Raw genomic sequence first — 12600 nt, forward strand, 5'->3', positions numbered from 1 at the left:
TTTTGAAATACCTGCAAGCGGTTATTTAAGAAAACTTATGCTTTTGAGATCGTTCGCAGAAAAATTGCTCGAAAAGCGCTTTTTTAATACATTTACTGCATAATAACGCAGCATTGGAGGACATTATGACAATACGAGCTTATAAAGGTATAACGCCGAAACTGGCACCAGGGGTATATGTAGATGAGTCCAGCGTGCTGGTGGGTGATATTGAATTAGCTGAAGACGTCAGTATCTGGCCTTTAGTCGCTGCACGCGGCGATGTGAACTTTATCCGTATTGGTGCCCGCACTAATATACAAGATGGTTCGGTATTGCATTTATCCCGCCGCAGTAGCAACAAACCTGACGGCTCACCGCTGATTATCGGTGAAGATGTTACTGTTGGGCATAAAGTGATGCTGCACGGCTGCACGCTCGGTAATCGCATCTTAGTGGGTATGGGCGCTATCGTAATGGATGACGTTATAGTAGAAGATGAGGTGATCATCGGTGCCGGCAGTTTAGTACCACCCGGTAAGCGTCTGCAGAGTGGCTATTTATATGTGGGCAGTCCGGTGAAACAGGCACGGCCACTTAATGATGCTGAGAAAGCCTTTTTAGCAGAGTCAGCTGCCAACTATGTAATATTAAAGAACGAGTATCTGGCAGAAGCTTAAAGCCAGATCTCGCCTGCGCTGTTATAAGCGTCGTCAGCTATCGCCTGTTCGGCAGCGTCTTCCCAGTGAAATGCGTCTGCCTTTATTTGCTGCAAGTACGCTTCTGCTTGCTGCTCTGCCGGCAGAGGAATATAGCAGTGCACTTTTAAGCCACTGACCAGGCAACTGAAGCTAACCGCTTGTCTGGTCACATCAAAGACAACGTCATTATTAAAGATCAGTTGTTGGTTCATTACGCCAGCTGCTGCTTTAGTAATTTCAACACTGCTGCAATATCCGGCCTTTTACCCCGCCAAATGTAAAACGCTTCTGCTGCCTGCCCCACTAACATACCCAAACCATCGGCTTGCTGCGGCACTCCTGCAACTTTTGCCCATTGCAAAAACGGCGCGGGCTTAGCACCGTATAACATATCGTAAGCCAGTTGGCAGTACTGAAGATGACTGACGTTAATATCAGGCCGTTCGCCATTTAAGCCGGATGACGTTGCGTTAATCACTAACTGATAATCCAGGCCGAGGATATCAGTATAACCACACGCCTCTACTCTTTGGTCAAAATTAATTGCTATAGCTTGCGCTTTACTGACAGTACGGTTGGCCAATACCAGCTGTTTAACACCAGCAGCCAACAAAGGGCCAATGGCGCCACGGCTGGCACCGCCGGCACCGAGCAGCAATACATTTATGCCAGCCAGATTAACACCCAGCCGTTTTAAATCAGCCACCAGACCGATACCGTCGGTGTTGTCGCCGCAAAGCTTACCTGCGCTATCTATATAAAGTGTATTTACCGCGCCGGCTTGTCTTGCTCTGTCAGAAAGCCGCTCTGCTAACTGGTAGGCTTGCTCTTTAAACGGCACAGTCACATTACCGCCTTTACCACCGGCAGCAACAAAGCGCTGCCAGCTGTCGGCAAAACCATCCAGCGGTGCTAAAATAGCGTCGTATTGCAGTTGTTCGCCCAATGCGGCAGCAAACTGTGCATGAATAAAGGGCGACTTTGAGTGGCCTATCGGATTACCGAATACAGCATAACGGTCCACAAGTGATGTCCATAAAGAAATTGATACAAATGATTTTTAATAAAACCACGCCAAATAGCAAGCCACATCCTACACCGGAGCAAACGCCTTACGCTATGATGGGCGGCGAAGAAACAGTGCGCCGGTTGGCTAATCGCTTCTACGACATTATGGAAAGCGCTCCGAAAGCAGCTCAGCTGTATGCTATTCATCCACTGCCGCTGGATACTATCCGGCAAAAGTTCTTCCAGTTTTTATCCGGCTGGCTTGGCGGCCCACCGTTGTTTGAACAGCAATATGGCCACCCGCGTCTGCGCGCCCGGCATTTACCATTCCCGGTGGATGAAAAACTGCGCGATCAGTGGATGTTTTGCATGGATAAAGCACTGGATGAGGTGGTAGAAAATAAATTGCTACGTGATGGTATTCGCCAGTCGATAGGCCAACTGGCGAGCCATATGATTAATTGTTAACTTAAGGAGGCTTGCCCTCCGCTTAAAGCTAAATGTCGGTTAAAGTCCCGGTGATATTTCTCATCGCCATGTAAAACCATAAAGACCGTTTTATTCTGAGTACAGCGATTAATCCAGCCCATGATAATATCTTTGCTGTTGGTATCCACAGCTGCCAGAGGTTCATCAAAAATATACACATCTGCCTCTTTAGCCAAGCTCAAAGCCACTTGCGCTTTACGTTTTTGCCCTTCCGAAAAATGTTGAGGATCATCATCCAGCTTATCCAACAAATCAAAGTCTTTCAGAATGCATTCAAGTTGCATTTGAGCAGATGGTTCTAACTCATCAAATTTTAAGTGTTCACGCAGCGAGCCTTTGAAAAAGGTCAATGGAGCTAATAAGGCACTCACTCTGGATTGGTCGGGGATATGGCTCTCTGCATTTAATGGGATGAAACCACTGATGGCATGTAATAAAGTGCTTTTGCCACTACCATTGCCTCCCTGAATCAGGCAACGTTCTCCTTTATCAACCTGAAAGCTCACATCCTTTAAAATATGCTCTGCACCATAACCTATCGCCGCATGCTGTAGAACAACGTTATTTGCCACACTAGTGAGTGGCTTTTCTGCATCATCTTTCAATGAGTTGATCCGATCAACAAATGCAGACAGATGCGCCAGCTTAGGGAACTGTTCAACCAGACCGACTATAGAGTTCATCATTTTCCAGAATCCACTCATGTAAGCAAGCAAGCCCCCAACTGTCATACTGCCAAAGAAAACGGCTAAAGCAGCAATTACCAACACCGCGGACTCAGCTAGTGACAGAAAAATATTAGATAACGTTTGATACGCTTGCGATGTTTTGTTTCGCTCATAATTCGAATCAAGATGCGTACCCAACACACGTAATGCCGACTGCGAGACACGCTGTTGCAAGCTAAAGATCCGACTTAATTTATACGTCTCAAGACAACGTATCATATCTTCGCGGAAACTCGCTTGCGTTTCTCCCTCCAGCTCACTCAGACGGACAATCTTACTACCATACTTTCGTGAAAGGGCGAACAAAACCGGAACGATAATCAACAAAGCAAAGGTAACTTCCCAAGATAAATAAATACATATGGCGAGCGCTCCAACCAGAGAAAGCATAGCCTCAAAAACAGAGACAGAGAGCCCAACCACTTGTTGCGATACTTTTGCAGGTTCATCATAGACTCGGCTGATGTAATACCCCTCCCCTTTTTCATTCACTTTCTGATAAGGTAACTGAAAGTAGACGCCTAACATCTCTCCCGTCTTGTCACTAGTCATTTTATTGATCAGCTTCTGCTTGTAAATTGCGATAAAATACAGACCAGTTCTCAACCCCACAGATAAAAACACTGAGAGAATCACCAAGATCAGGAATAAATCCATATTCTTATTAGTCAGTGCATCATCTACCATCAGCTTGAGCACGATAGGATCTACCACTGTTTTAGTTAGCGCAATAAGGGCATTGGCAAGTATAACAAACCAAGCCAGTTTTTTATGGCGTTGAAATAAATTAACCAGTTTCTTAAGCATGTTGGAATTCCTCTGCTGCACAAGCACCAATCAAGCGACTAATAAATAAGAGACATCCAGCGGAACCTGAACCCAGGTCATCTGCCGGCCTTAGGCTATCTTCACCAGCAACCGACAGTTCGTGCTCGTTACCAAATGAAAACAGCTGGACTAGAGCACCCAAACGCTTGGCTTCTGCCAAGTAAGTGATATTTGAAGTTACCTCGTATAACTCAATGAAAATAAAACCAATACCAGAGAAACCATTAAGGTAACCGGGCGTTACTGAAATTTTATTTCGCAAGTACAGGGCTGCCTGCTCACAAGCCTCAAGGTAGATAGCGTTGCCTGAGTGTCGGTAGCAACGAAGTAAAGCGTGCATGATACCTGCTGCACCAACGCGTAAATATGGACTGGTAACTTGGCGTTTGTCTGAGCGGAACCAAGTAAGATAGCCGTCTACATGTTGTTGCGCCTGCCGTAGCTCGAAGTTAATACAAACCTCAGCAGCTAAAAACCAGTTCCGGGCTGAGCTAAGCTCGGCTAATTCAGTAAAAAAGCAAGCTAGCCCTGACGCTCCATGATAATAACCGCTGAAAACCTCCTCGTTGTGGATGATTTTGGCATCATCAGGAGCTTCCAGCCCTAACTCATCCCAAATTCGCCCAGCAATGCACTCAGCACGCTCAAGTAGCATGGGCTCATTAGTAGTTTTATACAGCTCCAGTGCAATCAAACCTACCCCGGAAGCGCCATAAAAAATATCAAAGCTGTCAAACAAGAGTTCCGAGTTGAGCGCCTGCTGCAAAACCTCAGTTGCCAATCCGAGCTCACCAAGCTCCATGAGGGTTTTTGCAATACCAGCCAGTCCAACTCCAAGCCCAGGTACAACTTGCTGCACATTAGTGGCTTTTACTCCGGCGATGTAAGCCGCTATGACCTCTGGTTTAATCTCTGCTTTCGATTGCTTCAGCGATAAAAGAATCCCTGAGGCACCGTGGTAGAGTGACAAGTCACCCACGATTGCGGCTCTATAGTCAGGGCGATAATCCAGTTTACCCTCCATAACAGACAGGTTTTTCTGAATGCCGGCAGCAAGCCTTTTTTGCAACTGAACATAACCATTTTGCTGCAATGCATAACAGGCCTCATGCTGAGGTTGCTTCATTCCCGCCAAGCTAGCCTTGGCAGCTGCTAACAGTGCCAGGTTTTTATCGCGATCAGCAGAGATACCCAAAATAAAACGATTTACCTCCACACTGCCGCCTACATAAGTTGAAATGTACTCCAATAAAGACGCTTTCAAGTCTGGGTTCAGCGGAAAAAGCTCGTTTACCGGACAGACCAGGTTGTAAATGACGTTAGCTGCAGCAGAAAGATCTAACTGAGCATCAAAAGGCTTACCTTGCCCAGGATTGTCGGCATAGCCTAAAGTGCCAATTTGAGCAGCTCTCTCATCACCAACAAATCGCGCAGCTTCCAGATCGATTAACCAAACTTTTCCGCTAACTTCATCAAATATAAAGTTTTGTGGAGCTACATCCACAATGTAGACGCCGGCATCATGAGCACGATAAATGGCTTCTAGAACTTTTTCGGCGATGTCGAGCAATGCCTGATAAAATTCAATGATACGTTCACGAGTTGGATTCGTTGCCAGGCACAACGAAAAAGTTTCTTGCGCCCGAAGTGTACCTAAAGTAATACCGGGTAACTTTTCTAACACCAAGAATGAGTTCTCCCATTCAACAAAGGAGTCCAATACTTGAGGCACCACACCGGTATCTTTTAATGAGACCAGAGCTTTTTCTTCATTAAATAGCAAACTAATTGAGTCAGAAATTCCATCCGCATCATCATTGATGTGTGGTCGAACCTCTTTGAGTACCACATCCAACCCAGTTTCCAGATCCTCAGCCAAATATACTCCACCTTTATTCGAGTCACCCAACCACCCTTTCGCACGATAACGGTTATGGATGATGACTTCCGCAGGATATTCAGGGGCATCGCCGAAAGGATCGGATACACCTTCTGGCAAAGAGAAAAACGGAGTCCTTTTATCTACACTCCACTTACCTGACGGTAACTGCACCAACTGCGTTCTTTCTGCACGTACATTCAAGTCACTCCGCTCAAGAAAAGCACCAAAGCGATAAAAGACTACTTTGGAGCCCTCCATACGCTTGTCCGACAGTATATAAGGACCATCAAAACCCAAAGTTAAGGCAACCAACTCTCGGACAACGTTCTTAAACTCCTCATTGGACTGGGGATAAACAGTGATAAACTTCCCTGAAGCCGACTTAGTGCACATTTGAGAGTTAACATAAGAGTGACATCTTCTATCTACAATAAATTTGAAAGCCACTCGCTTGTTAAGTAAATACGGAACAACTGCAGACAACATTTTTTCACCGTTTTGGCTATTGCATGATAGGTGGATCTTAAAACCTGAGTTAACGGACAAATAGTTTTCCGGTAACACTTTGGCCCATATACCCGCCGAATAATGTAGCCCCCAGCCAGAACCTATCAGACCACTTACTAGTGGGTAGTAATCACAGCATTCCGACCGATAATCTGCAATACTTGTATATTTCCTGGAGCTGCAGAAAACATAATTAAATAGTTCCCGGCCCGCTCTTTTTTCTATCCAGTACATAAAGCACCTCCGTTGAGTTATGCAACCACTATGGCTTTTGCTTACTCAAACGACAATTAGGAAACTAGTTAATGTCTAATTTCCAATGCTGAATGCGGAAAATATGGCTTTGCTCACATTCCGGCTATTCTTCTTGCCCAGATGGAAAAAACTCATAGCCGGTTAAGTTATATCTTTTTCTTCATAAAAAAAGAGCCGCAACAAAGGCGGCCCTTTTTGGCTATCAGGTTTTTACGAGCTGCTGCAGCGCAGTGGAAAAACCCATCCAACTTTAATTGACAACAACATCACAGCGGCACCCCCAGCTCCACAATGACGACAGCCCCTGAATTTCTGCGCTATCATCTTTTGATGCAGAGACGGTTTGCAATGCTAATACATTTGACATGATTTTCTCCTTGCGCTGCTTATCATCTTTCAATAACAACGTCGCAGCGACAACCCCAACTCCACAGTGACGATAGACCCTGAATTTCAGCGCTGTCATCTGTTGAAGCGGCAACAGTTTGTAACGCTAATACTTTTGACATGATTTTCTCCTTTTACATTATTTAAGATTACTGAACAACAATGTCGCAACGACAACCCAGACTCCACAGTGACGATAGACCCTGAATTTCAGCGCTGTCATCTGTTGAAGCGGCAACAGTTTGTAACGCTAATACTTTTGACATGATTTTCTCCTTTTACATTATTTAAGATTACTGGATAACAATGTCGCAACGACAACCCAGACTCCACAGTGACGATAGACCCTGAATTTCAGCGCTGACATCTTTTGAAGCGGCTACAGTTTGTAACGCTTATACATTTGACATGAGTTTCTCCTTTTACATTATTTATGATTACTGGATAACAATGTCGCACCGACAACCCAGACTCCACAGTGATGATAGACCCTGAATTTCAGCGCTGTCATCTTTTGAAGCGGCAACGGTTTGTAATGCTAGTACATTTGACATGATTTTCTCCTTGTGTTGTGTGTTTCTATTTATGTTACTCAATAACAATGTCGCAGCGGCAGCGCAGACTCCACAATGAAGACAAGCCCTGAATCTCTGCGCTGCCATCTTTTGATGCAGCAACGGTTTGTAATGCTAATACATTAGACATTTACAATCTCCTTGATACGCTATTTTAGTTAAGTTAAAAATAATGTTGAAAAACAGCATTCAAAAATGCTCAACACACCAAAGCTCTAACAGAGCAAAAATTAATGGCAAAACAATAATTACGATTTAATAATCGATGAAATGCCCACCTTTATTTCAATTAAAGGTTAACCAGGATGAATATCACAAAAGTAATTAACAATTTCTTCTGAAAAATCATCACGCTCTTCACTATCTGCTTTCATAATGCCTCCGGGCTAACGGTCCACTCCACAGAAAATACTCATTGCTGACCCCATAGCCTGATAGTTTGATTCTGTGGCATTTAACATTTGAAGTGCGATTACGTTATTCATTTGTATTCTCCGCTTATAGTTTCCTTGGACTGCGAGAACAATCATTGTCGAATAAAAAATTAATATCAAATCGATTTGCCTACATTTAACCGGTGAAATTCAGAGATCCCGAGAAAAAAATCCGAACTAAAACTCATTTTTTCTGCATTGAGTCACATAAATAACTTTTTGTTGCAACAGCTTGCTCAACAGGCTTCTTTAAATCAGGCGAATGTACACAAGCTCTTGATTTAGGCGCTCAGTTACCAAAAATCTGCACTCACCAATTGTCTGCTATCTCTTTCATTTCTTAAAAACTAAGATTCGGGACAAGTTATTCCTCTAAGGAGCTATCTGATGGATAAAGTCATCCTCAAAAAGAAGAGCAAATTTAAACGCTGGTACTGGGCAGCCATCGCTTCTACTGGTTTTTTCGGCGCCCTTTCCTGGTCACTGATTGCACCAGCCAGCCAGCACTACCGCGCATCTGTAGAAGGTGTAGAGATCCAGAAAGTTACCTACAGAGATTTTGCTGAAACGGTAACCATTCGAGGCACTTTGGTACCTGAAGTGTCTATTTTTCTCGATGCCATAGAGGGAGGACGGGTTGAACAAGTTTTAGTGGAAGATGGGGCCATGGTTAGTCAGGGGCAGCCCTTATTGCTACTAAGTAACACAAGTTTGCAGCTTGATGTCATCTCTCGTGAAGCACAGATATCTGAGCAGCTAAATAATTTACAAAATACCCGACTTGCTGTTGAGCAGAATAGTCTCCGCCTTGATAAAGAACTCGCAGAGCTGGATTACCGCATCGCACAGCATGATCGACGCCTTCGCCAGTTAAAAGTGCTTGAAGATAGAAAAGTTGTTACTCAAGATGAAGTGCTGAAAATACAGGAAGACATACAATTCTTGCGCCGCAGTCGTGAATTAACCGTAGCAAGCCAACAACTGGATGAAAAGCGGCGAGTCGCTCAGCTTCAACAACTTGAAGACAGCGTTGAACAACTTCAGCGCAATCTTGAGTTTGCCAGAAACAACCTTGATAACCTAACGATCACAGCTCCCATATCAGGCCGCATCTCATCTTTAAACGCCAAACTTGGTGAATCCAAAGCCAGGGGGGAACGTCTTGGGCAAATTGACCAGGTTTCAGTCTTTAAGATTCAAGCTGACGTCGATGAATTCTTCCTTTCAAGGCTTTTTGTAGGTCAAAAATCTTCTATTACTATCAATTCTATTTCTTATCAAGTTGTTGTAGATAGAATTTACCCAGAAGTAAAAAATAGTCGTTTCAAAATAGATTTAACCTTCGATGAGGAGATGCCAGAAAATCTAACTCGCGGCCAGAACATTATTATTGGTTTAGCGCTTGCGCAATCCGAAAACCAACTGGTTATCCCAGCCGGTCACTACCTGAATGAAACCGGTGGTCACTGGGTTTATGTGCTAAACGAGGAGAATACCGCAACCAAGAGAATGATTGCGATTGGACGTCAAAGTTCCACTTTTATCGAAGTTCTGCAAGGGCTCAGTGAAGGTGAAAAAATCATTACATCCACCTACCGTCCATTCGAAAATCAGCCACACATTACTTTTAAACCGGAGACTTAAATGATCATTTTGGAAAAAGTATCAAAATCATTCACCACTGAGCACATAGAAACACAAGCGCTAAATGCGATTGATCTGGAGATAGATGCAGGTGACTTTATTGCAGTAACAGGCCCATCAGGTAGTGGTAAATCCACCCTGCTAAATGTATTAGGCCTGTTAGAGCCTATTAATAGCGGCAACTACTGGTTTGAAGGAAAAAACCTTAATGCATTGTCTCCAAATAGGCAGCAGTTATTTCGAAAGAAAAACATCGGCTTCATTTTCCAGAATTTCAATCTTATTGATGAATTGAGTGTCTTTGAAAATATTGAGCTTCCTTTGATTTATCAAGGCCGAGAGCGCAAAGCAAGACACCATAGAGTTGATGAGTTGATGGAGCGTCTTGGTATTGCCCATCGCAGTTCGCATATGCCTCAGCAGTTATCAGGTGGGCAACAGCAACGTGTCGCAATAGCCAGAGCTCTAAGCGGCCAGCCTAAGATCATTCTTGCTGATGAACCTACAGGTAACCTTGACTCAAGCATTGGCAAGGAAGTGATGCTGTTGCTACGAGAACTGAACGCGCAAGGCGCAACTATCTTGATGGTTACACACAGCAAAGAGCATGCAAACTATGCTGGTCGCTTAATCCAGATGAAAGATGGCTTCCATCTTCAAACACAAAATTGAGCGTTTAAAAAGCAGGATAATTTTATGTGGTTTCATTATTTACTGACAGCATTACGTCATTTCAAGAGCCAGTTGAGGTACCAGCTATTAAACCTTACAGGCTTGGCAATTGGTCTTACATCTAGCTTAATGATTCTGACGTTCCTCATGCAGGAAATCAGTTATGACAAGCAGCACCCCGCCATCAGCTATCGTCTCGATATTCAATTCAACTCGCTTGATAACTCCAGGCTAGCGCAAGTTGCAGGGAACATGGCCCCTTATCTTTTGCAAAAACAGTTGATAACAAATGCGCTAAGGATTCATCGTCAGTCGCTAACAGTACACAATAGACAGCTGGTAAACACTTTGGAGCAAGTAGCCTATACCGACCCAAGCCTTGTTGACTTTTTCAAGATAACTGTACAACAAGGCTCAATTGAGTCGGTCTACCAGAAACCAGGCTCGATTGCGCTCACAGCAAGTAGCGCCATCAACCTTTTTGGCACTGCGGAAGCCTTACAACAAACGTTCCAAGATCATGACGGCAATATCTGGACGGTCGTGGCGATCTTGGACGAATTGCCGCAGGAAACTCACTTACAGTTTTCAGCCATCGCCTCTATAGATTCATTGGTTATGATTGAAGGAAATGGTCGCCTTGATAGCTGGATGCGCAACGACTTCTACACCTATGTTCAATTTACCAAGTCACCAAAAGACTCTGATCGCAAACTTATATCAGATACGTTGGCTCAGCCACTTAAGAATATTGTTCCACAATTAGAACTAGAGTTTCACTTGCTTAAAACATCGGACATCCATTTAAATGGAAGTAGTATCGGCGAGATGAAATTCAATGGGAGTAAAGTTCAGTTTTACTTATTTGTTGCAATAGCTATTATTGTTCTTTTTGTTGCCTTGTTTAATTACATCAATTTCGCAACAGCTTTGGCAAGCAAAAGAGCGTTGGAAGTTGGCGTCCGTCAGATCTCAGGAGCATCTAAAACACAGCTTATGTGGCAGTTCCTGCTCGAGTCAGCACTTTTTACTTTATTTGCATCGGCCATAGCATTCTTATTGTCAGCATTATTGCTGCCATATTTCGGGCATTACCTGCAAAGAGAACTGACTATTTATCAGCTGCTAACCCCGACATATCTTGCACTTTTGTTCACTGGATACCTTATAATCTCAGTCACAGCCGGTTTCTATCCAGCACTGACTTTGTCAAACTTAGCTATTTTAAGTGCCTTGCGAGGAGCGGGGCTTAGAGGTCGTTCTGGCCGTTGGTTTCAGCAAACACTATTGTTCCTTCAGTTGGTTGTTTCCATCGCTCTGCTCATATGGGTTGGTCATATTGCGTTGCAACTCAAAATGTTGCAACAAATTCCGGTCGGTTACTCATCAAGTAACCGTCTGGTTGCGATGCACATTGATAATGAATTTTTACAGCAACGCTTCGCGCACCTGCAGTTTGAACTGAAGCAACACTCAAATATCATCTCTGTCAGCGCCGCCGATGCTATACCAACAGAAGATAAAGCCCTGTTTATGCAAGTGCGGCGACAGCTTAGGCCTGAGTTAAAACTGCCGAATGTGATGGTAAACAATATCTATCCTGATTTCATTTCAACGCTGAATATTCCTCTACTTTCGGGGCGGGAACTGAACATCGAAGATATGACATTGACAAAAAATGGTTATCAGAGAGGGCAAGAGTTTCCAGTCGTGCTTAATATGCTCGCTGTACAAGCTCTAGGCTGGAGTAGCGCCGAACAAGCACTGGGGAAACGACTTGATTTTTCAGAGCACCCCGACTTTTCATACGCTCGATCTGCGCTGATTGTAGGTATCGTCGATAACTATTATCTGACATCAATTCATCAGCCAATGCGCCCACAAGTATTAGTAACGGGCATGCCAATGTTATCGGATGCCAGCATCATTCTACACGTTGAAAACGACGCAGAACGGTTTGCTAAGAGCTTGTTTGAGCAAAGTTGGAAACGCGTCTCAGATAAGGATTTGCCTGCTATAGAGCTTCTTAGTAGTCGCTTTAGACAACTACATCAGAATGATCAATTAAATGGTGAGCTCACCGCTCTGGCAACCGCTATGACAGTAATGATTGTTAGCTTTGGGCTAATGGGCTGTGCTAGCTACAGCACACAACGGCGACTGTCTGAGCTTGCGATAAGAAAAGTGCTTGGTGCCTCTATGACAAAGTTGGTGTTGCTGCTAAGCCGGCAATTCCTTTTCACCGTGACATTCGCATCTCTGGTAGCCATCATAATTGCTTGGTGGTTAACCACAAACTGGTTGAGCAGCTTTAGTATGCAAGTCCCGCTAAACTACTGGCTATTTACCATGGCGCCACTAAGCGCAATAGGGCTGGTTTTAGGTATCACGTTTCTATCACTTTCGCTCTTTCGCCAATACTCTTTATCCACTTTACTCAAGCGCGAAGTATAAATTCGATCTTTTGATGTGATATATCAAATTCAAATATGTCACATCATATTTACCTTA

General features: G+C 44.0%; 9 protein-coding genes. 5 read left to right on the top strand and 4 right to left on the bottom strand.

The window, feature by feature from the left end; genetic code table 11:
• Nucleotides 1-125: 125 nt before the first annotated feature.
• Nucleotides 126-659, top strand: a complete 534-nt coding sequence (locus tag HRH59_RS17655) for a gamma carbonic anhydrase family protein (RefSeq protein ID WP_173502594.1) — start codon at nucleotides 126-128, stop codon at nucleotides 657-659.
• Here HRH59_RS17655 and HRH59_RS17660 read toward each other — a convergent pair.
• Nucleotides 656-892: a DUF1488 family protein gene (locus HRH59_RS17660; protein WP_173502595.1), complete on the bottom strand. Its 237-nt coding sequence runs from the start codon at nucleotides 890-892 to the stop codon at nucleotides 656-658. The two genes, HRH59_RS17655 and HRH59_RS17660, sit on opposite strands and share 4 nt — an antisense overlap.
• The gene (aroE, locus tag HRH59_RS17665) at nucleotides 892-1704 is read right to left on the bottom strand and encodes a shikimate dehydrogenase (RefSeq protein ID WP_173502596.1); all 813 of its coding nucleotides are present in this window, start codon (nucleotides 1702-1704) and stop codon (nucleotides 892-894) included. Before aroE ends, HRH59_RS17660 begins: the two co-directional genes overlap by 1 nt.
• 29 nt (nucleotides 1705-1733) lie before the next feature.
• Here aroE and HRH59_RS17670 point away from each other — a divergent pair, with 29 nt between their 5' ends.
• Nucleotides 1734-2156, top strand: a complete 423-nt coding sequence (locus HRH59_RS17670) for a group II truncated hemoglobin (RefSeq protein ID WP_231702558.1) — start codon at nucleotides 1734-1736, stop codon at nucleotides 2154-2156.
• Here the strand turns inward: HRH59_RS17670 and HRH59_RS17675 are convergent.
• A complete protein-coding gene (locus tag HRH59_RS17675; RefSeq protein ID WP_173502598.1) occupies nucleotides 2153-3712 on the bottom strand; it encodes an ATP-binding cassette domain-containing protein in 1560 nt (519 codons plus the stop codon). The two genes, HRH59_RS17670 and HRH59_RS17675, sit on opposite strands and share 4 nt — an antisense overlap.
• On the bottom strand, nucleotides 3705-6356 hold the full coding sequence (gene lanKC / locus HRH59_RS17680) for a class III lanthionine synthetase LanKC (RefSeq protein WP_173502599.1): 2652 nt from the start codon (nucleotides 6354-6356) through the stop codon (nucleotides 3705-3707). Before lanKC ends, HRH59_RS17675 begins: the two co-directional genes overlap by 8 nt.
• Before the next feature lie 1804 nt (nucleotides 6357-8160).
• Here lanKC and HRH59_RS17685 point away from each other — a divergent pair.
• The 3 genes from HRH59_RS17685 to HRH59_RS17695 are packed head-to-tail and all read left to right on the top strand — an operon-like array spanning nucleotide 8161 to nucleotide 12543.
• Nucleotides 8161-9417, top strand: a complete 1257-nt coding sequence (locus tag HRH59_RS17685) for an efflux RND transporter periplasmic adaptor subunit (protein WP_173502600.1) — start codon at nucleotides 8161-8163, stop codon at nucleotides 9415-9417.
• Nucleotides 9418-10089, top strand: a complete 672-nt coding sequence (locus HRH59_RS17690) for an ABC transporter ATP-binding protein (RefSeq protein WP_173502601.1) — start codon at nucleotides 9418-9420, stop codon at nucleotides 10087-10089.
• Between the two features lie 24 nt (nucleotides 10090-10113).
• Nucleotides 10114-12543, top strand: a complete 2430-nt coding sequence (locus tag HRH59_RS17695; RefSeq protein WP_173502602.1) for an ABC transporter permease — start codon at nucleotides 10114-10116, stop codon at nucleotides 12541-12543.
• Nucleotides 12544-12600: the final 57 nt, after the last annotated feature.

It is taken from the genome of Rheinheimera lutimaris, from assembly GCF_013283795.1.
Taxonomy (GTDB): Bacteria; Pseudomonadota; Gammaproteobacteria; order Enterobacterales; family Alteromonadaceae; genus Alishewanella; species Alishewanella lutimaris.